The 21,372-nt window shown below is 71.6% G+C and carries 18 protein-coding genes and 1 tRNA gene; 7 read left to right on the plus strand and 12 right to left on the minus strand.

Going from position 1 to position 21,372, the window contains the following annotated elements:
- Nucleotides 1-154 precede the first annotated feature (154 nt).
- The 3 genes from J2X68_RS26635 (at nucleotide 155) to J2X68_RS26645 (ending at nucleotide 3,881) form a co-directional block, all read left to right on the plus strand.
- Nucleotides 155-874: a response regulator transcription factor gene (locus J2X68_RS26635; protein ID WP_310435097.1), complete on the plus strand. Its 720-nt coding sequence runs from the start codon at nucleotides 155-157 to the stop codon at nucleotides 872-874.
- On the plus strand, nucleotides 871-2,247 hold the full coding sequence (locus J2X68_RS26640; RefSeq protein WP_310435098.1) for a HAMP domain-containing sensor histidine kinase: 1,377 nt from the start codon (nucleotides 871-873) through the stop codon (nucleotides 2,245-2,247). The genes J2X68_RS26635 and J2X68_RS26640 overlap by 4 nt, the downstream gene beginning before the upstream one ends.
- 164 nt (nucleotides 2,248-2,411) lie before the next feature.
- A complete protein-coding gene (locus J2X68_RS26645) occupies nucleotides 2,412-3,881 on the plus strand; it encodes a cellulose binding domain-containing protein (RefSeq protein ID WP_310435099.1) in 1,470 nt (489 codons plus the stop codon).
- Nucleotides 3,882-4,316: 435 nt separating this feature from the next.
- Here J2X68_RS26645 and J2X68_RS26650 read toward each other — a convergent pair whose 3' ends face one another.
- The 4 genes from J2X68_RS26650 to J2X68_RS26665 all read right to left on the minus strand — a co-directional run bounded on the left by J2X68_RS26650 (nucleotide 4,317) and on the right by J2X68_RS26665 (nucleotide 9,174).
- On the minus strand, nucleotides 4,317-5,747 hold the full coding sequence (locus tag J2X68_RS26650) for a GH1 family beta-glucosidase (protein WP_310435100.1): 1,431 nt from the start codon (nucleotides 5,745-5,747) through the stop codon (nucleotides 4,317-4,319).
- Nucleotides 5,748-5,900: 153 nt separating this feature from the next.
- Nucleotides 5,901-6,788 carry a carbohydrate ABC transporter permease gene (locus J2X68_RS26655; RefSeq protein WP_310435160.1) on the minus strand — a complete coding sequence of 296 codons (888 nt, stop codon included), beginning with the start codon at nucleotides 6,786-6,788 and terminating at the stop codon, nucleotides 5,901-5,903.
- Between the two features lie 41 nt (nucleotides 6,789-6,829).
- Nucleotides 6,830-7,840, minus strand: coding sequence for a carbohydrate ABC transporter permease (locus tag J2X68_RS26660; RefSeq protein ID WP_057600317.1), 1,011 nt, complete (start codon nucleotides 7,838-7,840; stop codon nucleotides 6,830-6,832).
- A gap of 5 nt (nucleotides 7,841-7,845) precedes the next feature.
- Entirely contained in the window at nucleotides 7,846-9,174 is a 1,329-nt protein-coding gene (locus tag J2X68_RS26665; protein ID WP_057600316.1) for an ABC transporter substrate-binding protein, read from the minus strand.
- A gap of 1,070 nt (nucleotides 9,175-10,244) precedes the next feature.
- On the opposite strand from J2X68_RS26665, the gene J2X68_RS26670 reads away from it, so the two are divergent.
- The gene (locus J2X68_RS26670; protein ID WP_310435101.1) at nucleotides 10,245-11,300 is read left to right on the plus strand and encodes a LacI family DNA-binding transcriptional regulator; all 1,056 of its coding nucleotides are present in this window, start codon (nucleotides 10,245-10,247) and stop codon (nucleotides 11,298-11,300) included.
- A 13-nt stretch (nucleotides 11,301-11,313) separates the two neighbouring features.
- Here the strand turns inward: J2X68_RS26670 and J2X68_RS26675 are convergent, their stop codons facing one another.
- The 5 genes from J2X68_RS26675 to J2X68_RS26695 all read right to left on the minus strand — a co-directional run bounded on the left by J2X68_RS26675 (nucleotide 11,314) and on the right by J2X68_RS26695 (nucleotide 14,724).
- On the minus strand, nucleotides 11,314-11,835 hold the full coding sequence (locus J2X68_RS26675; RefSeq protein WP_310435102.1) for a GNAT family N-acetyltransferase: 522 nt from the start codon (nucleotides 11,833-11,835) through the stop codon (nucleotides 11,314-11,316).
- Nucleotides 11,836-11,902: 67 nt separating this feature from the next.
- Nucleotides 11,903-11,975 (minus strand) — tRNA-His (locus J2X68_RS26680).
- 95 nt (nucleotides 11,976-12,070) lie between these two features.
- Nucleotides 12,071-12,673, minus strand: a complete 603-nt coding sequence (gene orn, locus J2X68_RS26685) for an oligoribonuclease (RefSeq protein ID WP_142264464.1) — start codon at nucleotides 12,671-12,673, stop codon at nucleotides 12,071-12,073.
- Nucleotides 12,674-12,787: 114 nt separating this feature from the next.
- The gene (locus J2X68_RS26690; protein WP_310435103.1) at nucleotides 12,788-14,017 is read right to left on the minus strand and encodes a helix-turn-helix domain-containing protein; all 1,230 of its coding nucleotides are present in this window, start codon (nucleotides 14,015-14,017) and stop codon (nucleotides 12,788-12,790) included.
- A 377-nt stretch (nucleotides 14,018-14,394) separates the two neighbouring features.
- On the minus strand, nucleotides 14,395-14,724 hold the full coding sequence (locus tag J2X68_RS26695; protein WP_310435104.1) for a hypothetical protein: 330 nt from the start codon (nucleotides 14,722-14,724) through the stop codon (nucleotides 14,395-14,397).
- A 376-nt stretch (nucleotides 14,725-15,100) separates the two neighbouring features.
- Between J2X68_RS26695 and J2X68_RS26700 the strand changes: the two genes are divergently transcribed.
- Both J2X68_RS26700 and J2X68_RS26705 read left to right on the plus strand, forming a co-directional pair.
- Nucleotides 15,101-15,628 carry a universal stress protein gene (locus J2X68_RS26700; RefSeq protein ID WP_020131791.1) on the plus strand — a complete coding sequence of 176 codons (528 nt, stop codon included), beginning with the start codon at nucleotides 15,101-15,103 and terminating at the stop codon, nucleotides 15,626-15,628.
- Between the two features lie 149 nt (nucleotides 15,629-15,777).
- Nucleotides 15,778-16,344 (plus strand): GPR1/FUN34/YaaH family transporter, encoded by a 567-nt coding sequence (locus J2X68_RS26705; RefSeq protein ID WP_310435105.1) that lies wholly within the window; start codon nucleotides 15,778-15,780, stop codon nucleotides 16,342-16,344.
- Between the two features lie 111 nt (nucleotides 16,345-16,455).
- Here J2X68_RS26705 and glmS read toward each other — a convergent pair whose 3' ends face one another.
- Complete coding sequence (gene glmS / locus J2X68_RS26710; protein WP_057600308.1) at nucleotides 16,456-18,273, minus strand: glutamine--fructose-6-phosphate transaminase (isomerizing); 1,818 nt, start codon at nucleotides 18,271-18,273, stop codon at nucleotides 16,456-16,458.
- A 24-nt stretch (nucleotides 18,274-18,297) separates the two neighbouring features.
- On the minus strand, nucleotides 18,298-18,555 hold the full coding sequence (locus J2X68_RS26715) for a hypothetical protein (protein WP_020131788.1): 258 nt from the start codon (nucleotides 18,553-18,555) through the stop codon (nucleotides 18,298-18,300).
- Between the two features lie 186 nt (nucleotides 18,556-18,741).
- On the opposite strand from J2X68_RS26715, the gene J2X68_RS26720 reads away from it, so the two are divergent.
- The gene (locus J2X68_RS26720) at nucleotides 18,742-20,313 is read left to right on the plus strand and encodes a metallophosphoesterase family protein (protein WP_310435106.1); all 1,572 of its coding nucleotides are present in this window, start codon (nucleotides 18,742-18,744) and stop codon (nucleotides 20,311-20,313) included.
- Nucleotides 20,314-20,446: 133 nt separating this feature from the next.
- On the opposite strand, the gene J2X68_RS26725 is transcribed toward J2X68_RS26720, so the two are convergent.
- Nucleotides 20,447-21,319 carry a DUF4429 domain-containing protein gene (locus J2X68_RS26725; RefSeq protein WP_310435107.1) on the minus strand — a complete coding sequence of 291 codons (873 nt, stop codon included), beginning with the start codon at nucleotides 21,317-21,319 and terminating at the stop codon, nucleotides 20,447-20,449.
- Nucleotides 21,320-21,372: the final 53 nt, after the last annotated feature.

A 21,372-nucleotide genomic window follows, 5' to 3' on the forward strand; every position in this document is an offset into this window, starting at 1 on the left:
GCTGGCCATCTTGCCCCACGCGCCTCATCCGTGTCGCACGGACGTCGCCCCGCCCGTCCGCCCCGCGCGCACGGCCGCCTCACCGGCCGTCCACAGGGGCCGAGTTGTCCACAGGCCCGAATGACCCCCGCCCGCATGGCGTAGGTTGCGGCGCATGGCAAGTGTGCTCGTGGTCGAGGACGACCAGTTCGTACGCTCGGCGCTCATCCGGCAGCTGACCGACGCCTCGCACCTCGTGCGCAGCGTCGGCACGGCACTGGAGGCGCTGCGCGAGGTCGCCCATTTCCGTTTCGACGTGGTCATCCTCGACCTCGGCCTGCCCGATCTGGACGGCTCCGAGGCCCTGAAGATGCTGCGCGGCATCACGGACGTGCCGGTCATCATCGCCACCGCGCGCGACGACGAGACGGAGATCGTCCGGCTGCTGAACGCGGGCGCGGACGACTACCTGACGAAGCCGTTCTCCGTGGAGCACCTGTCGGCGCGGATGGCGGCGGTGCTGCGGCGGGCCCGGTCCGGCGCCGCGGAGGCCTCGCCCTCCAGCGTCATCCGGGTCGGCGGTCTGACCGTCGACCCGCTGCGCCGCCAGGCCGAACTGGACGGCGTACGGCTCGACCTCACCCGTCGCGAGTTCGACCTGCTGGCCTTCCTCGCGGGCCGGCCGGGGGTCGTGGTCCCGCGCCGCGAACTGCTGGCCGAGGTGTGGCAGCAGTCCTACGGCGACGACCAGACCATCGACGTCCATCTGTCCTGGCTGCGCCGCAAGCTGGGCGAGACCGCGGCGCGGCCGCGCTATCTGCACACCCTGCGCGGTGTCGGCGTGAAGCTGGAGCCGCCCGTCTGCGACTCCGGGGGGACGGTACCGATCCGATGAGATGGGCACTGGTCAAGGTCTGTCTGGCGGTCACCACGATGGTCGTGGTCGCCTTCGCCGTCCCGCTGGGCCTCGTCGTCAAGGAGATGGCCCGCGACCGCGCCTTCTCCAACGCCGAGCGGGAGGCCGCGGTCGTGGTCCCGGCGCTGTCCATCACGACCGACCGCGAGCAGCTGGAGCGGGTCGTCGCCTCGGCGGGCTCCGACGACGGCATGGCGGTGCACCTGCCGGCGAGCGACGGCCGGGCCGCCGTCGACCTCGGCCGGCAGCGCGCCGCGGACGCGGACATCGCGGCCGTACGCAAGCTGGGCCGCGCCTCCACCACCGAGGTCCCCGGCGGCTCCGCACTGCTGCAGCCGGTCGCGCTGAGCCTGGGGACCGTGGTCATCGAGGTGTACGTCCCCGAGTCCGAGACGAGCAACGGCGTGGGTACCGCCTGGGCGGTGCTGGCGGCGGTCGGGGCCGCGCTGGTCGTCGGCTCGGTCGCGGTCGCCGACCGGCTGGGCGTACGGATGGTGCAGCCCGCGAGACGGCTGGTCGAGGGGGCGCACGAGCTGGGGGAGGGCAAGCTCGGGGCGAGGGTGCCCGAGGAGGGGCCGAGCGAACTGCGCCTCGCGGCGGTGGCGTTCAACTCGATGGCGGACCAGGTGGTCCAGCTGCTGGCCAACGAGCGGGAACTGGCGGCGGATCTGTCCCACCGGCTGCGCACCCCGCTGACCGTGCTGCGGCTCAACGCGGCCTCCCTGGGCGAGTCCCCGGCCGCCGAGCAGACCCGGACCGCCGTCGCCCAGCTGGAGCGCGAGGTCGACACGATCATCCGTACGGCGCGGGAGGCCAAGCCGCAGACGGCGGCCGCCGGTCCGGGCGCGGGCTGCGACGCGGCGGAGGTGGTCCGGGAGCGGATGGCGTTCTGGTCGGCGCTCGCGGAGGACGAGGGCCGCAAGGTGCGCACGGCAGGCGTGGACCGTCCGGTCCGCATACCCGTGGCCCGCGCCGACCTCGCCGCCGCCCTGGACGCCCTGCTGGGCAACGTGTTCCGGCACACCCCGGAGGGCACGGCCTTCGCGGTCGACGTGCACAACGGCGAGGACGCGGTGATCGTCCTCGTCTCGGACGCGGGCGCGGGCATCGCCGACCCCGAGGCGGCGATGGCGCGCGGCCGGGGCTCGGGCGCCGCGGGCTCGACCGGCCTCGGCCTGGACATCGTGCGCCGGCTCGCCGAGTCGACGGGCGGTGACGTCCGCATCGGCTCCTCGGTGCTGGGCGGTACCGAGGTGCGGCTCTGGATCCAGCTGGACGGGCGGGAGCCGGTGCGCCGGGGGCACCGGGGAGCTGTCCGCAGACGGCGGCGGGCGCTCGTCGGCCGCTCCTGAGAGGGCGAATTGGTCTCGACCTTTAACCGTCCCCGATGTGTTCCTTAAGCGCTCCCTAAGAACGGCAACGGCCGTCCCTGTCAGGCGTTTTGCCCGGTTCGGGCTCGCTAGCGTGCTGCCGCACCCCCCTCGGGATCCCCGTGAGCAGTGAAAGCAGGCACGTGATGAGCACGCATCGGCGCAGGATCAGTGGCAGGAACAAGTTGATCGGCGGCGCGGTCGCCGCGGCCGTGGTGGGCGGCGGGGCCGTGCTGCTCGGCGGCACCGCGCAGGCGGCCGGGGTCGGGGCGGCCTACACCAGGACCAGCGACTGGTCGACCGGGTACACCGCGCAGTACGTCGTGACGAACAACAGCGGTCAGGCGAAGACGTCCTGGAAGCTGGAGTTCGACCTGCCGGCCGGGGCGAAGCTGAGCTCCCTGTGGAACGGAGAGTCCGCCGTCAGCGGGCAGCACGTCACCGTCTCGCCGCCGAAGTGGGACACCGACGGGCTCGCCGTCGGGGAGTCCGTCGCCGTCGGCTTCGTCGTCAACGGCAGTGCGGATCCCGTGGGTTGTCTCGTCGACGGCGCCAAGTGCTCCGCCGACGGCGGCGCCACGCCCGAGCCGAGCGGTCGGCCGACCGCGACCGCGACTTCCACCGCAGCCCCCGGCCAGAGCGCCACCTCCTCGCCCTCGGCTCCCGCGACCTCCTCGTCGCCTGCCCCGAGCACCAGCGCGAGCACCGGTACCGGCACCACGGCCTCCGCGGGGTTCGCCCCCTACGTCGACACCTCCCTGTACCCGGCCTTCGACCTCCTGGCGAGCGTGAACGCGACCGGCGTGAAGGACTACAACCTGGCGTTCGTCACCGACGGCGGCGGCTGCACCCCCAAGTGGGGCGGGGTGACCGACCTCGCGAGCGACGCCGTGGCCGCGCAGATCGGGGCCCTGCGGGCCAAGGGCGGTGACGTGCGGGTGTCCTTCGGCGGCGCCTCCGGATCCGAGCTGGCGACGACCTGCTCCTCGGCGGACGCGCTGGCGGCCGCGTACGGGAAGGCGGTGGACGCCTACGGGCTCACCAAGGTGGACTTCGACATCGAGGGCGGCGCGCTGCCCGACACGGCGGCCAACGCCCGCCGCGCCCGGGCGATCGCCGAGCTGCAGCAGCAGCACCCGGATCTGAACGTGTCGTTCACCCTCCCCGTCATGCCCGAGGGGCTCACGCAGGACGGGGTGAACCTGCTGGCCGGCGCCAAGTCCGCCGGGGTGGGCATCGACACCGTCAACATCATGGCGATGGACTACGGGCCGGCGTACAGCGGGGACATGGGGACCTACGCCGAGCAGGCCGCCACCGCCACCCAGGCGCAGGTCAAGAGCGTCCTCGGGCTCGGTGAGAGCGCGGCCTGGAAGACGGTCGGGGTGACCCCGATGATCGGCGTGAACGACGTCGCGTCCGAGATCTTCACGGTCGACGACGCCACCCAGCTCGTCGCCTTCGCCAAGGCCAAGGGGCTCGGCCCGCTGTCGATGTGGTCGGCCACCCGGGACAAGCAGTGCGCGGGCGGGGCCAAGAACTACGCCGACGCGACGTGCAGTTCGATCGTCCAGACCGACTCCGCGTTCTCGAAGGCCTTCGCCGCCTACAAGTGACGCGTCGGCCGGAGACGGCCGACGCCCGCCAGACCGGAGACGGCCGGGCCCGGCCGACCGGCCCCGGCGGACGCGGGGCCCCGCGCCCGCCGGTGGCCGGGGCCCGTTCGGCCGCCACCTGTGGGCACGGCCCGGCTGCCGCCCCCAGTCGGCACGGCCCCTCCGGTCGGAGCGGGCCGGTGTCGGTCGGGCGGAGCCGGAACCGCGGGCGGTGCCGGGGCCGGGGCCGGAGCCGCGGTCGGTTCCGGCGGATGCGTCGGCGGGGTACGGCGGCGGGGTACGGCGGTGAGGTCTGGCGGGGAGGTCTGCCGGGAACCGCCGTCGTCCCAGGTCGGCTCGGCGTTCGGATGGCCTTCGGCGCTCGTCCGGGAACGATCGACGGCGAAGGGCGCGGCAGGCCCCCCGGCCCGCCGCGCCCTCTCCCCGCCCCCCGGGTCAGGCGGTCTCGGTCGGCGCCAGCGCGCCCGTGCGCGCCGCCTTGCTGTACCAGAGCGCGCTCGACTTCGGCGTGCGGGTCAGCGTCGCGTAGTCCACGTACACCGCGCCGAACCGCTTCTCGTAGCCGTACGCCCACTCGAAGTTGTCCAGGAGCGACCACAGGTAGTAGCCCCGCACGTCCGCGCCGTCCGCGATCGCCCGCCGGACCGCCGAGAGGTGGCCGTGCAGGTAGGCGATGCGCTCCGGGTCGTGGACGCGGCCGTCCGAGTCGGGCTTGTCGTCGTAGGCCGCGCCGTTCTCCGTGATGTACAGGGGCAGGCCGGGCGCCTCCGCCGTGTAGCGCATGATCAGCTCGTGCAGGCCGGTCGGGTCGATGGACCAGCCCATCTCCGTGCGGTCGCCGGGCGTCAGGTGGAACGCCACGTCGTCCGCGCCGGGCCACGGCGAGTGGTCGCTCGCGCCGTGACCGTCCGAGCGGGGGCCCCGCACCGACGCGTCCGCCGCCGAGACCAGCGTGGGCGTGTAGTAGTTCAGACCCAGCGCGTCCAGCGGCTGGTGGATGGCGCCCAGATCGCCGTCGTGGACGTACGACCAGTCCGTCAGCGACGAGGTCGCCGCCAGCAGCGTCTCCGGGTAGGCGCCCCGCAGGATCGGGCCGTGGAAGACGCCGTTGGCCAGGTCGTCGATCTTCCGCACGGCGGCCAGGTCCGCCGGGTCGCCCGGGGAGAGCGGGCGCACCACCGAGGAGTTGAGGCTGATCGCCACCGAGTTGCGGGCCGGCATGGCCGCGCGCAGCGCCGACGTGCCGAGCCCGTGCGCCAGGTTCAGGTGGTGCGCCGCCTTCAGCGACGCCACCGGCTCGGTACGGCCCGGCGCGTGCACTCCGGACGCGTAGCCCAGGAACGCGCTGCACCAGGGCTCGTTCAGCGTGATCCAGTTCTCCACGCGGTCGCCGAGCGCCTCGCCGACGATCTGCGCGTACTCCGCGAACCGGAGCGCCGTGTCCCGCTCCGGCCAGCCGCCCGCGTCCTCCAGCTCCTGGGGGAGGTCCCAGTGGTAGAGCGTGACGGCCGGCTTGATGCCCGCCGCCAGCAGCTCGTCCACCAGACGGCGGTAGAAGTCCAGGCCCACCTGCACCGCGGGACCCCGGCCGGTCGGCTGGACCCGGGACCAGGAGATGGAGAAGCGGTACGCGGACAGGCCCAGGTCCGCCATCAGCGCCACGTCGTCGCGGTAGCGGTGGTAGTGGTCGACAGCGATGTCACCGGTTTCACCACCGGCCGTCTTGCCTGGCGTATGGCTGAAGGTGTCCCAGATCGAGGGGGTGCGGCCGCCCTCGCGCACCGCCCCCTCGATCTGGTACGCGGAGGTCGCGGCACCCCAGAGGAAGGCGGGCGGAAAGGTCACCGGAGTAATGGGCTCAGGCATGGAAGCGCTCCCATGGGAGGTCGTCGAGACCGACGAGGTCGGGGGGGGAAGAGGTGCGAGGGGGCCGGGGCGGCGGTGACCCGGCCCCCGTGAAGTCGCGGACTGATGGACGGGAGGGCGTGGCAGGACGTCGTACGGAGGCGCGTCGCGCCCTCAGCCCTTGACGGCGCCCTGCATGATGCCGCCCACGATCTGCTTGCCGAAGACCGCGAAGACCAGCAGCAGCGGCAGGGTGCCCAGCAGCGCACCCGCCATGATCAGCGACTGGTCCGGGGTGTACCCGCGGCCCAGGCCCGCGACCGCGACCTGCACGGTCGGGTTGCCGGTCTGGCTCAGCACCAGGAACGGCCACAGGAAGTCGTTCCATGTCTGGACGAACATCAGCATGCCGAGCACCGCCATCGCCGGGCGCGCCGCGGGGAACACCACGTGCCACACCACGCGCCAGCTGCTCGCGCCGTCCACCCGGGCCGCCTCGATGATCTCGTCGGGCAGTGCCTGGATGAGGTACTGCCGCATGAAGAACACGCCGAACGCGCTCACCAGCGACGGCAGGATCACCGCCTGGAGCTGGTCGGTCCACTCCAGCTTGGCGACCATCATGTACAGCGGGATGATGCTCAGCTGCGGCGGCACCATCATGGTGCCGATCACGATGAGCATCAGCGCGCCACGGCCCCGGAACCGGAGCTTGGCGAAGGCGAACCCGGCGATCGTCGACAGGAAGACGATCGTCGCCGCCGACGTCCCCGCCACGATCGTCGTGTTGACGAACGCCTTGCCCAGGTTCGCGTCGTTCCAGGCCACGTCCAGGTTGTGGAAGAGGTTCGAGCCGAACACGAACGGCGGCGGGTTCTGCGCCAGCCGGTTGTTGTCGCGGGACGCCGCGATCGCCGTCCACAGCAGCGGGAACAGCGAAACGATGGTGAACACGCCCAGGACGATGTAGGCGATCGGGCCGCCGTGCATCTGCCCGCCGGCCCGCGCGGACTTGGGCCGGCGCACCTTCCTGGCCGTCGGTACGGCGTCCTCGGGGTCCACGGACTTCGCGGTCGTTGTCGTCGTCGTCACGGCCGGTACTCCTAACTACTGGCGCGCAGCCGGCGCGAGATGACGTAGTTGACGATGCCGATCACGATCAGGATCAGGAACATCGTCCAGGCGATCGCCGAGGCCCGGCCCAGGTGCTGGTTCACCCAGCCCTGCTCGTACAGGTACAGGCCCAGCGTCTGGAACTGGTGCTCCGCTCCGCCCGACGCGCCCTTGTTGGCGTCGAACAGCAGCGGTTCGCCGAAGACCTGGCTCGCGCCGATCGTCGAGACGACGACCGTGAACAGGATCGTCGGCCGCAGCGACGGCAGCGTCACGTGCAGGAACTGCTTCCAGCGGCTGGCGCCGTCCAGCGCCGCCGACTCGTACAGGTCCTGCGGGATCGCCTGCATCGCGGCCAGGTAGATCAGCGCGTTGTAGCCGGTCCACCGCCAGATGACGATCGACGAGACGGCGATCTGCGACGGCCACTTGTCGTTCTGCCAGTCGATGGCGTCGATCCCGACGAAGTGCAGCGCCCAGTTGATCATGCCGTAGTCGCGCCCGAAGAGCAGCACGAAGACCAGCGAGGCGGCCGCGATCGAGGTCGCGTACGGCGCGAGCATCGCGACCCGGTAGAAGGTCGAGGCACGCAGCTTGTAGTTGAGGATGTGGGCGAGGCCCATCGCCATCAGCAGCTGCGGAACGGTCGAGATGATCCCGATCGTCAGGGTGTTCTTCGCCGCGTTCCAGAAGAAGTCGTCGTCGAAGATGCGCGTGTAGTTGCGCATCCCCACCCACGTCATGTCGGTGGGCGCGGTCAGCTCCACCTGGTGCAGCGACGCCCAGCCGGTGTAGACCAGCGGGAACAGGCCGAACGCGAGGAAGAGCAGGAAGAACGGCGAGACGAAGGCGTACGGGCTCCAGCGCTTGTCCCGCTGCCAGCGGCGGGAGAGCCGGGCCCGATGCCGCTGCTCCGCCTCCGTGGGAACGGCGGCCGGGCGGCCCGGGGCCGCGCCCCCCTCCTTGGCGGGGGGCGCGGCGGTGTCGTGGCGGGTGGCCATGCGGGTCACTTGTCCAGGTTGTTGTCGATGGTCTTGGTGGCCGTCTTCCAGGCCTCCGCCGCCGACTTGCCCTTCGTCACGAGGATGACGCCGTTGTCGGTCAGGCCCTGCTGGATGATCTGGTCCTTCGGGCCGATCACCTGCACCGGAGCCGTCTTGGCGGCCTCGGAGAAGACCGTACCGATCGGCGAGTCACCGGTCATGTCGTTCTTCGCGCCGGTCACCTCGGGCATCGTGTACGCGCTCGGGGTGCTCGGGAAGGAGCCCTGCACCTTGAACAGCTTCGCCTGCTGCTCGGGCGCGGTCAGCCAGGTGATGAACGCCTCGGCCTCCTTCACGTGCTTGCCGCTCTTCGGCACACCGAGGAAGGAGCCGCCCCAGTTGCCGGACTTCGGCGCGACGGCGACGTCCCACTTGCCGGCGTCCTCGGCCTTCGCCTTGCCCTTGATGGTGCCGAGCATCCACGGCGGGCAGGCGATGGTGGCGAACTTGCTGTTGGCGATCGTGGTGTCCCAGGCCGGCTGGAACTGCGTCTGGGCCTGGACCAGGCCCTCCTCGGCGGCCTTCGCGGTCAGGTCGAAGGCGGCCTTCACGGCCGGGTTCGTCTTGTAGATGATCTCGCCGGAGGAGTCGTAGAACTTCTCCTTCTCACTGCTGAGGATGGCGTTGATCAGGCCACCGGGGGAGTCCATGAAGAAGGTGCCTGCCTTGGCCTTCTTCTTGTACTGCTCGCCGGTGGCGATGAACTTGTTCCAGTCACCCGCCCACAGCTTGCCGACCGCCTCGCGGTCGGTGGGCAGACCGGCCGCCTGGAAGAGGTCCTTGCGGTAGCAGAGGGCCATCGGGCCGACGTCGGTGCCGAGGGCGATCGTCTGGCCGTCCTTGGTGGTGCCCTGCGACCACTTCCAGTCCAGCCACTTGCTCTTGTCGACGCCCGAGACCTTGGACATGTCCTCGAACTTGGCCGCCTGGGTGGCGACGACCTCGGCGATGTTGCCGACCTCGATGGCCTGGACGTCCATCAGGCCGCTGTTGGTCGTGAGGTGGTTGAGGAGCGCCGGGTAGTAGTTCTCGTTGCGCTCCGTGACATTCTCGGCGATCTTGATGTCGGGGTGGAGCTTCTCGTACTCGGCGTAGAGACCGGCCTCCTTGAAGCCCATCGTGCCGAACAGACCCAGCGTGATCGTCGTCTTGCCCTTGCCGCTGCCCGACGACGAGCCGTCGGAAGCGTCGTCGTTGCCGTCGTCGGCACAGCCGGCCAGCAGCCCGGCGCCCAGCGACGCTACGGCCGCGAGGACCACCACCCGGCGGGTGGTTCGGGTACGTGCTCGCATTGCGTCCTCCTGTTGCCCTGACGTGCCGACCCCCCGGCCAACTGCATTGTTGGGCCCGTTAGTTACTCGCTGCGGCTCGGGCGGGGAACGTGCGGGATGTGTATGTGTCAGGTACCGTGGGAGCGCTCCCACAGGTGATGTGTTGAAGAGTCGTCGGTTCGGGCGGGGGTGTCAAGAGTGGCGGCGGCGCGATACCGCTTCGAGATGTTTCTTTCATCGAATCCATGCCGTCGAGGCTCTGGACGGCGGTGCCGAGGCGGTGGTCGACGGACGGAGATCGCGATGTCGATCACCCTTTCCCGGGAGGCGTTCCTGTTCGTGTGCAACGCGCCGAGCATGAGGGACGGCGGCCCCGGTGTGAAGCCGGTTGTGCAGGTCACACTCCTGCCGGCGCCTGTCCGGGCGACGGCGGCGGGGGCGACGCAGGCGCCGGTGACGAAGCCGCCTCGGGGGGTGCCGACGGCGTCCGGTTCCATGCGGCGTACGAGAAGCGCGCCCCGCGCGGGCGCCGCCGCTCCGGGGCCGGCGGGCGCCGGGGCGCGGCCGCGCGGGAGGCTCGCCGGGGGATCGGGAAGAGGGCCGGTGCGTACACAGTGTTGCGTGCAAGCTTGAAGGCACGGGGCTCCGGCGGGAGGGGCCCGAAGCGGAATCCCGGGGAGGCGCCCCGCCCCGTCGCGTTGCGCCGGGACCCGGCGCGGCCGTACGCCGACCGGACGCCGTCCCGGCAGCTGGAGGTTCGCACCGCCTCCGTGGGACCGTCGAAGGAAGGCGCGGGGGCGCCGTGTTCGCGGGCGGCCCCGGGCAACCGGAAGTGCCGGCCCGCCACCCCGGGGGCCGGCCGGACGCGGGTGGAGCGTCATCGCCGGTGATGTCCGCGAAGCGAGTCCTGTCGCACCCGCGGCGGACGGCCGGTGTACCGGCCCGTGCGCCGGGCTCTGCCCGCGGGGGCGGGGCTCACCAGGGGCGAGCGGGCCCGCCCGGTGGTCGGAAGGCGCTCTCCGGAGGAGTTCACCCCGGTCACGGCTGTTAGATTCCAGGCCAGCGTGAACGACGGCGGGAAGGCGGGGCCCATGGCAAGCCACGGAGCGCGGAGCCGGAGCGGAGGGCGGCCGACTCTCGAAGAGGTGGCCGCGCGCGCCGGTGTCGGCCGCGGCACGGTCTCCCGGGTGATCAACGGCTCCCCGAGGGTCAGCGACGCGACCCGCGCGGCCGTCGAGGCGGCCGTCGCCGAGCTCGGCTACGTCCCCAACACCGCGGCCCGTGCCCTGGCCGCCAACCGCACGGACGCGATCGCGCTGGTCGTCCCCGAGCCGGAGACCCGGTTCTTCGCCGAGCCGTACTTCTCGGACATGCTGCGCGGCGTGGGCGCGGAGCTCTCCGACACCGAGATGCAACTGCTGCTGATCTTCGCGGGTAGCGATCGCGAACGGCGCCGGCTCGCCCAGTACCTGGCGGCGCACCGCGTCGACGGGGTGCTGCTGGTCTCGGTCCACGCGGACGACCCGTTGCCCGATCTGCTGGCCCAGCTGGAGATCCCGGCGGTGATCAGCGGTCCGCGCTCGGCCGCGGAGACCCTCCCGTCGGTGGACTCCGACAACTACGGCGGCGCCCGCTCGGCGGTGGAGCACCTGCTCTCCCGGGGCCGCACCCACATCGCCCACATCACGGGCCGCCTGGACGTCTACGGCGCCCAGCGGCGCGTCGACGGCTACCGGGACGCCCTGCGCGACGCGGGGTATCCGGCCAACGAGGGGCTGATCGCGCCGGGCGACTTCACCGAGGAGGGCGGACACCGCGCGATGGGGGAGCTGCTCGCCCGCAACCCCTCCCTGGACGCGGTCTTCGCGGGCTCCGACGTCATGGCGGCAGGCGCCCGCAGGGCGCTGCGCGAGGCGGGCCTGCGCATCCCGGAGGACGTGGCGATGGTCGGCTACGACGACTCGGCGATCGCCCGGCACATGGACCCGCCGCTGACGAGCGTGCGCCAGCCCATCGAGGAGATGGGCCGCAGGATGCTGGACCTGCTCCTCACGGAGATCGCGGACCGCCGTCCCGCGGCGTCGCGGGGCCTGGAGCGGCGGCAGGTCGTGCTGGCGACGGACCTGGTGGAGCGCTCGTCCTCCTGAGCGCCCCGCGCGTTCACGGGGCGGCGGTCAGCCGCCACCGCACCTCGCCGTCCTGTCGCTCCGCGGTGGCCGAGAGCCCGGCGGAGCGGGCCACGGCCGCGGACGCGTGGTGGTCGGGGTGGATGTGGGCGACGATCGTGCGCACCCCTTGCTCCCGCAGCCGGCCGACGAGTCCCGCAGCGGCCTCGCGGGCGAAGCCGCGGCCCTGCCAGGGAGTGCCGACGACCCAGGCGATCTCCGCGATCTCCGCGTGCTCCTGCCCGGTGACGGTGGCCTGCACGGTCCCGACCGGCCGGCCGGCGTCGCGTACCCGCAGCACCCAGTTGCACCAGGAGACGGACGGATCCGGCGAACCGGCGACGAGCCGTTCGTAGCGGGCGCGCAGGGCCTCGGGTGTGGCGGGGGCGCCGCCGATGAAGGTGTGCAGCGCGGGATCGCCCAGGACGACCGCCATCTCCGCCGCGTGGGCGACGCGCAGCGGCAGGACGTCGAGCCGGGCGGTCGCGAACGGCTCGGCGGTGACGGTCGGGCGCATGGCCCCTCCCCGGGAAACACATCAGCCGGTGACCTCCCTTGCGGGAAGTCACCGGCTGATGACTCAGGGTGAGTGACGGGACTCGAACCCGCGGCATCCTGGACCACAACCAGGTGCTCTACCAGCTGAGCTACACCCACCACGCCCGGCAGTTGGACTTTGTGGTCTCCCTACCGGCCGAGAAAAAGTGTACAGGGTCCGAAGGGGTGCTCGCGCACGCCTTTCACGGGGCCCGTCAGCTGCTGGGCAGGACGTGCTTCGCGGCGATGGTCCTGGCGGTGTCGGAGTCGGGCCCGGGCTGCGGCACGAAGACGGCCTCGCGGTAGTAGCGCAGTTCCGCGATGGACTCGCGGATGTCGGCGAGGGCGCGGTGGTTGCCGTTCTTCGGGGGGCTGTTGAAGTAGGCCCGCGGGTACCAGCGCCGGGCCAGCTCCTTGATCGACGACACGTCGACGATCCGGTAGTGGAGGTAGCCCTCGAGGGAGGTCATGTCCCGCGCCAGGAAGCCGCGGTCGGTGCCGACGGAGTTGCCGCACAGCGGCGCCTTGCCCGGCTCCTTCACGTGCTCCCGTACATAGGCCAGCACCTGGGCCTCGGCCTCGGCGAGGGTCGTCCCGCCCGCCAGCTCGTCGAGCAGCCCGGACGCGGTGTGCATCTCGCGCACCACCTCCGGCATCGTCTCCAGGGCCCGGGCCGGCGGGCGGATGACGATGTCGACACCGTCCCCGAGCACGTTCAGCTCCGAGTCGGTGACGAGGGCGGCAACCTCGATGAGCGCGTCGTCCGACAGCGAGAGGCCGGTCATCTCGCAGTCGATCCACACCATGCGATCGTTCATGCGACCACCCTAAAGCTGACGTCGGCCTTTGAGGTGCCCCCGTGGGCGCTCTCGTGCCCGGACACCGGCCGGGCCCGTGGGCCCGGCCGGTGCGCGAGAGGTTCCGTCACCGGCTCAGGAACTGCTGCGCTGTCCCGGCAGACTCGCGCGCGAGGTCGCGTACGCCTCGCGCGCGTGCTCGGACGGCAGGGACGCCGACGAGCCCATCGCGCCGGCCGTCGCCGAGGCCGTGCGCCGCAACTGCGGCGGCACCGGCCCCGGGGAGTCCGGGTGCAGCGCCGGGGGCGGTGGCGGCGACGGTTCGTTGTCCGTCTGCCGCTCGCCCTGCGGCCTGCGGGCCCGGTACGCCGCCCGGTACGCCGCCGGGGACGAGCCGAGCTGCCGGCGGAAGTGGCCGCGCAGCGCCACCGGCGAACGGAAGCCGCAGCGCCCCGCGACCTCGTCCACCGAGTAGTCCGACGTCTCCAGCAGGCGCTGCGCCTGGAGCACCCGCTGGGTGATCAGCCACTGGAGCGGCGCGCTGCCGGTCAGGGACCGGAAGCGGCGGTCGAACGTGCGGCGGCTCATGTAGGCGCGTGCCGCCAGCGTCTCCACGTCGAACTGCTCGTGGAGATGCTCCAGCGCCCAGGCGACGACCTCGGCGAGCGGGTCGGCGCCGATCTCCTCGGGTAAAGACCGGTCGAGGTAGCGCTCCTGGCCGCCCGACCGGCGTGGTGGGACGACGAGCCGCCGGGCCAGCGCGCCCGCCGCCTCGTTACCGTGATCCGTCCGCACGATGTGCAGACAGAGATCGATTCCGGCCGCCGTCCCCGCCGACGTCAGCACATCGCCGTCGTCGACGAACAGCTCGCGTGGATCCACGTGGACCGACGGATAGCGCTTGGCCAGCGTCGGCGCGTACATCCAGTGGGTGGTGGCCGGGCGGCCGTCCAGCAGACCCGCGGCGGCCAGCACGAACGCGCCGGTGCACAGGCCCACGATGCGGGCACCCTCCTCGTGCGCCCGGCGCAGCGCGTCGAGCGCTTCCTCCGGTGGCGGCGAGGTGATCGAACGCCAGGCGGGCACGACGACCGTGCCTGCCCGTGAGATCGCCTCCAGGCCGTGTGGCGCGGTGAGTTCCAGGCCCCCTGTGGTCCGCAGCGGGCCTTCTTCGCCACCGCACACCAGCAAGCGGTAGCGCGGTACGCCGGCGTCCTGGCGGTCAATCCCGAACACCGACAGCGGAATGGAACTCTCGAAAATGGGGCCGCCGCTGAACAGCAGCACCGCGACGATCTCCTTGCGGCGTCGCCCGGAGAGTTTCCGGGCCGCGGCTTCCGGCGCGGCAGTGGAGTCGTGGCTCATCCTGCTAAGCCCCCCTCGGTGGTCGCGGCTCCTCGGTTGTGTCGCTCCTGCACGTTTCCCCTCGGTCCTGCACGAGTCCCCCGCCGTAGACAGTCAAGATCGAATCTAACGTGTCGCACGATGCCGGCGTGGCCAGTTCGCCACCCGGCAGATTGTCGACATGGCAACTTGGCGTGAAGCATTCGATCACGAAGCGTTGCACTCGTGGGCCGTGCAGGGAAGTGCGCCTCGGTGTGGTGGCCAATCCCCGTAGGGTGCGCAGCACCCCTGAGGCCCTTTCCGTGCAGGTGGAACGGGGGGTGGGGGGTGGTGGGGGCAAGGGATGCGCCATCACCGGAAGTTGGCTGAAAAGAAGCGGGTCCGTGCGTGAAAACCGGTCAACTGACCGGTGAGTTTCCCCCGGAGTGACGACCGCCACGATGTGACCCCGTTCCGGTGCGCTGATGGCGCCCCCGGGGGTGCGCCCGGGGCGCGGGCTCCTCGTCGAGCAACCGGGCCGCGCACCGCTCGGACCGGCGCAGCAGTACCCGGCAGACGGCCGTGACGGCGGCGAGGCCCAGGGCGGTGCCGGTGGCGCCGGCCAGGGAGCTGCCGTACCAGAGGAGGACCACCGGGACCAGGAAGCAGCTGAAGGCCGCCCAGCGGATCAGGTCGGTCGACCGGTCGTCGCCGGGGCGGGGCTCGGGGGTGGCGCGGGGCGAGGGCACGAGGGGGCTCCTTCCTGGGGCGACGGCGCGGGGGCGGCGGGGGGGCGGCGGCGGGGTGGCGGCGGGACGGTCCGGGGCTGGTCGGGGGACGGCGGTGCACGGGGTTCAACGCCTGTTCGAGCGGTCGGTCACTGCCGGAGCCGGTCCCGCGTCAGGGAATCCTGTGCAAACCGCCTGTACGGGGCAGCAACCATTGCGTTACGGGCGTCCGCTCGTGCATGCTCCCTGGAACCCCCACCGGGGGCGTGCGGGATCTGGGCCCAGGAGGCGTGCCGCCGTACCCTTGGGGGTATGGGGTTGGGAAGATGATTCCCGGACAGCTCCGTAGCTCACCGCCGCGTCCCACCCGTATAAGGATCAATACGCCGAGACAGCCATGGCCGGTCACGAATTCTTCGAACCCGCGGACCGCAAGCGGCCCGTCGCCGACCCCACGGCGGCCGAGCCCCTGGCGGCGGAAGACGCACGCCACTCCTGCGATCCAGCTTTCAAGCACGGGGTGGTCGTCGGCTTCGACGGCTCCACCTCCAGTGAGCGCGCGCTCGCGTACGCCATCGGTATGGCCCACCGCTCCGGCTCCGGCCTGATCATCGTCCATGTCGCCAACCGGCTGCCCACCACGGTGTGGGCCGGCTGCGAGCCGCCTGTCTTCGTCGACGTGCCGGACCACCGCACCGAGGTGCTCGGTCTGGAGCTCGCCTGCGCGGAGTACCTCGCCGAGGTGCCCTGGATCCTGGTCGAGCGCGGCGGCGACATCTGTCACGAACTCGAAGAGGTCGGGCGGGAGTACGAGGCGGACGCGATCGTCGTCGGCTCGACCCACGGCATCGTCGGCCGGATCTTCGGCTCGGTCGCGGGCCGGCTCGCCAAGCGGGCCAAGCGGCCCGTCGTCGTCATTCCGTAACTCGCGGTTCTCCCAGGTGAGATGAGATTCCGGGTACGCCCGGTCCCCCTTGTCGCGCGGTACGAATCTACTGGCGCGTAGGGGTGTTTGTGCTTTTGTGAAGGGCATATACCGCTCACACAACTGCACATGCATGAAGGGAGCCCGCCGTGGACAACGACGTCTCTGCGGGAAGCAGCACCACCACGATCGCCGGCCGACTCGCCCTGGGCGTCACCCTGTTGGCCTTCGGGCTCGGGTACACCGACCTCATCGACGGTGTGACGGCTGCGGACGCCGTATCCATCGCCCACTACGTCGGCGGCGTCGCGCTGTTCGTCGCCGGCCTGTTCGCCCTCCGGGACCGCGACGCGGCCACCGGCACCGCCTGCACCGTCCTCGGCGCCTTCTGGTTCACCTGGGCGGTCTCCGCCGGTACCCAGGTCTCCGACAACGCCGCAGGGCTCTTCCTGCTCCTGTTCGCCCTCGTGGCGCTCTCCCTCACCCTCGCCGGTGGCGACCGGCTCGGCCAGGGCGTCCACGGGTTGTTCTGCGTCGGACTCGTGCTGATGGCCGTCGCCCGGTTCGCCGACAGCGACGGGCTCACCAAGATCGGCGGCTGGTTCGCCGTCGCGGCGGGCGCGGTGGCCTGGTACGCGGCGACCGCGGCACTGGCCCACTGGCCCACGACGCTCTCTCGGCGTGCTGCCCGCCCCGGCGTGACGGCCACGGGCTGATCGGCAGCCGGCGCCGGGGAGTTGGGCGTCCCCGGCAGGAGAACGGCCCCTCACGTGCGGGTGGCACACGTGGGGGGCCGTTCTCGACCGACGGGGGACCGCTCGGGAGGACTACTCCACCGTCACGGACTTCGCCAGGTTGCGCGGCTTGTCGATGTCACGGCCGAGTGCCTTCGCCGTGTAGTAGGCGAGGAGCTGGAGCGGGATGCCCATCAGGATCGGGTCGAGCTCGTCCTCGTTCTTCGGGACGACGACCGTCTGGTCGGCCTTCTCCTGCTCGCGGTGGGCGACCGCGATGATCTTTCCGCTGCGGGCCTTGATCTCCTCCAGGGCGGCGCGGTTCTTCTCCAGCAGGTCGTCGTCCGGGACGATCGCGACCGTGGGGAGCGCCGGCTCGATGAGGGCCAGCGGACCGTGCTTGAGCTCGGAGGCCGGGTAGGCCTCGGCGTGGATGTACGAGACCTCCTTGAGCTTCAGCGAGGCCTCACGGGCGACCGGATAGCCCCGGACGCGGCCGATGAAGAGCATCGAGCGGGCCTCGGCGAGCGTCTCGGCCAGCTTCTCGATCTCCGCCTCCTGCTCCATGATCTCGGCGATCTGCGAGGGCAGCTTGCGCAGGCCCTCGATGATCCGCTTGCCGTCGCGCACGGAGAGGTCGCGGGTGCGGCCCAGGTGCAGGGCGAGGAGCGCGAAGGCGACCGTGGTGTTGGTGAAGCACTTCGTCGAGACCACGCAGACCTCGGGGCCGGCGTGCACGTACACGCCGCCGTCCGCCTCGCGGGCGATCGCCGATCCGACCACGTTGACCACGCCCAGCACCCGGGCGCCCTTGCGCTTCAGCTCCTGGACGGCCGCCAGCACGTCGTAGGTCTCGCCGGACTGCGAGACGGCGATGTACAGGGTGTCGGGGTCCACGACCGCGTTGCGGTAGCGGAACTCGGAGGCGGGCTCGGCGTCCGCGGGGATGCGGGCGAGCTCCTCGATCATCTGGGCGCCGATCATGCCCGCGTGGTACGAGGTGCCGCAGCCGAGGATCTTCACCCGGCGGATCTGGCGCGCCTCGCGGGCGTCCAGGTTGAGGCCGCCGAGGTGCACGGTGGAGAAGCGGTCGTCGATGCGGCCGCGCAGCACGCGGTCCACGGCGTCGGCCTGCTCGTGGATCTCCTTGTGCATGTAGGTGTCGTGGCCGCCCATGTCGTACGAGGCGGCCTCCCACTCCACGGTGGTCGGCTCGGCCGTGGTGCGGGTGCCCTCGGTCGTGTAGGTGCGGAAGTCGTCGGCCTTCAGGGTGGCCATCTCGCCGTCGTCGAGGGTGACGATCTGGCGGGTGTGGGCGACCAGCGCGGCGATGTCCGAGGCGACGAACATCTCCTTCTCGCCGATGCCGAGGACGACCGGGGAGCCGTTGCGGGCGACGACGATGCGGTCGCTGAAGTCGGCGTGCATGACGGCGATGCCGTAGGTGCCCTCGACCACGCGCAGCGCCTCGCGGACCTTGTCCTCGAGCTTCTCGGCCTGGGCGCGGGCGACGAGGTGCACCAGCACCTCGGTGTCCGTCTCGGAGAGGAACTCGACGCCGTCGGCCTCGAGCTTCTTCCGCAGGTCGGAGGCGTTGTCGATGATGCCGTTGTGGACGACCGCGACCTTGAGGTCGGCCGACATGTGCGGGTGGGCGTTCACGTCGGAGGGGGCGCCGTGGGTGGCCCAGCGGGTGTGGGCGATGCCGGTGGTGCCCTTGAAGCGCGCCGGGACCTTGGCCTCCAGGTCGCGGACCCGGCCCTTGGCCTTGACCATCTTCAGACCGGCCGTCTTCGGCGAGGTGACGACGATGCCCGCCGAGTCGTAGCCGCGGTACTCGAGCCGCTGAAGGCCCTCGAGCAGCAGCGGGGCCACGTCACGCCTGCCGATGTATCCGACGATTCCGCACATGTATAGGTATCCCCAAGCTTTCGATCACCCGTAGACGATGCGTCGCAGTTGCCTGAGCGTGAGCTCGGGCGGCGCCACCGCACGGTATTTCAGGTCCGCCTCGACCCGTTCGAAGATCTCCGCGTTCACCAGACCCTGGGCCTGGAGCTCGCGGTGGCGGCGACGGACGTAGTTCTCGGTCGTCTCGTCGAAGTAGGCGAGCACGTCCTGGATCACCCGTAGTGCCTCGCCCCGCTGGAGGGGCGTGGAGCGCGTCAGGTGATCAACGAGTTCGTCGTGCACCCGGTAGATCCTGGGGTACGCGAGCCGGTTTCGCAAGAATCGTGCCCGATTTCGGGCAGGCGCCTGTCAAGGAGCCTTGGGGGAACCTTGAATGTGTTATGAGCCGCTGTTCCCCGGGCGTCCATGCGGCGGCTCGCGGCTCGTCGCCCGAGGCGACGAGTTTCAGACGTCATGGACACTCCTCGCATGGGCGTACCCGAGCAGCTCGCCGACCGCATGAGCATGGCCGAGCAGCACGAGTACCTGCGCGCCACGTTCTCCCGGCGCACGATGATCAGAGGCGGCGCCGTCACCCTGGGCGCCGTCACGGGTGGCGCGTTCGTGACCGGCGCCACGGCACAGGCCGCCGTGCCGGCGCGGACCCCGAAGGCCACGCCGGCCGCCGAGCAGGTCGACGGCGCGCTCGTCGCCCCCTTCGGCCGCCACCTCGCCTACGGCAACGACCCCCGCACCGAGATCTCGGTCTCCTGGCAGGTCCCCGTGGCGGTGCGCAAGCCCTTCATCCGGATCGGCGCCCACCCCTGGGACCTCTCCCGCAGGATCGAGGCCGAGGTGCGCACCCTCCACACCCCGGCCGGTGTCGGGGCGGGCGGCGACCACACCCAGTACTACCTGCACGCCGAACTCACCCGCCTCAAGCCCGGCAGGACGTACTACTACGGCGTCGGCCACGCGGGCTTCGACCCGGCCGCCGCCCACCTCCTCGGCACCCTCGGCACCTTCACGACCGCCCCCGACCACAAGGCGCCGTTCACCTTCACCGCCTTCGGCGACGAGGGCGTCGGCTACCACGGCCTCGCCAACAACAGCCTCCTCCTCGGCCAGAACCCGGCCTTCCACCTGCACGCGGGCGACATCGCCTACGCCGACCCGGCCGGCGCCGGCAAGTCCACCGACACCGGCTTCGACTCCCGGGTGTGGGACCAGTTCCTCGCCCAGACCGAGTCCGTCGCCAAGTCCGTCCCGTGGATGCCCGCCTACGGCAACCACGACATGGAGGCGTGGTACTCGCCCAACGGCTACGGCGGCGAGGACGCCCGCTGGAACCTCCCGGACAACGGTCCCGACGCGAAGAACCTCCCGGGCGTCTACACCTTCGTCCACGGCAACACGGCGGTGATCTCGCTCGACGCCAACGACATCTCCTTCGAGATCCCGGCCAACCTCGGCATCTCCGGCGGCACCCAGACCAAGTGGCTGGAGACGCAGCTCAAGAGGTACCGGGCGTCGAAGGACGTCGACTTCATCGTGATCTTCTTCCACCACTGCGCCTACTGCACCTCCACCGCGCACGCCTCGGAGGGGGGAGTGCGCCAGGAGTGGGTGCCGCTGTTCGAGAAGTACACGGTGGACCTGGTCATCAACGGCCACAACCACCAGTACGAGCGCACCGACGTCCTCAAGAAGGGCGCCGTCGTCAAGAAGCTCCCGATCGGCGGCACGGCGTACCCGGAGACGGAGGGCGTGGTGTACGTCACGGCGGGCGCGGCCGGCCGCAGCCTGTACGCCTTCAGCGCCCCGCAGTCCTACGAGGGCCACGAGAACGAGGTCGACTCCGTCGCCTCCTTCGTCAACACCGCGGACGGCAAGGCCGACGAGACGGTGACCTGGTCGCGGGTGCGCTACCTCGACTACTCGTTCCTGCGGGTGGACGTCACCCCGGCCGCCAAGGGCCGTACGGCCACGCTGACCGTGCGCGGCATCGCCGAGACCGGCGCGCAGGTCGACCACTTCACGGTGGCCCGCAAGGCGAAGTAGCGCCGCGGGGAGCACCCGGAAGGCGGGGCGCCCACCCGTCCGCGCGCCCACCCGGCCCACCCGCCCGGCACCCACGCGTGCGCCGGCCGCGCCGCCGCTCGCCCGGCCCGTCGGCAGGCGGTCCTCGTCCGCGCTACAGGCGCTTGAGGACCGCCTGCTTGGCCATCGTGAACTCCTCGTCCGTCAGGACGCCGTCACGGCGCAGTTCGCCCAGCTCGCGCAGGCGGCGCAGCAGCGCGTCGTGGTCGTCGTCCCCGCCGGCGGAGTCCGGTTCGCGCGGCGCGGGCACGGCGTCCCGGGGGCCGGCCGCCGGATGGGGCAGCCTGGCCTGTACGGCGGCCGCGACGAGCGCCATCAGCGGATCCTTCCTGAACCCCCACAGCTCCACGGCGTTGGGGTCGTACTTGGCCGGCGCCTTCGTGGGCGCGTGCCGCAGCCGGAAGCGCAGACAGCCGTTCTCCAGGCCGACCGCCGGCTGCCACTCCACGGTCTCGATCTCCGCGATGCCGAGACTGCGGGCGCCCGCGGAGGCCTTGGACTCCTCGGTCTTCCAGTTCCACTCCAGGCGGACCCGCTCACCGTCGAAGCTCGCGCTGCCGTCCCCGGCTGAGGCGGACAGCGGCACGGAGGGGCCGGGCAGCAGATACGCGTCCACCGGGCCGGTCGGCACCGCGTCGAGGAGCAGTGCCCGGCGCACCTCGTCCACCAGGTACTCGGCGACCCCGTAGCGGTCGGATTCGACGATCAGCTGGTACGGATCGTGCGGCTCGGTCAGCCGTCCGCCGGTCGCCTGGAGCAGGGGATCGGCGCCGTCCCGCAGTCGCAGCCGCAGCCGTCCGGTCTTCTTCCCCTGCTCGAACGACAGCCCGGCCGACGCGCGCAGGGGGACGGTCAGTTCACCCAGTTCCCTGCGCAGCGGGCTGACGTTCTTGTCCCGGCCCGGGGTCAGCCGCAGGGCATCGCCGTCGAAGACCCAGGTGCCGTCCTTCTGGATGATTTCCGCCATGGGGCGATTCTTCCAAAGACGGCGGCGGGCGCCCCCGGGGACCGTACCCGGGG

It is taken from the genome of Streptomyces sp. 3330 (genome assembly GCF_031456635.1).
Classification (GTDB): domain Bacteria; phylum Actinomycetota; class Actinomycetes; order Streptomycetales; family Streptomycetaceae; genus Streptomyces.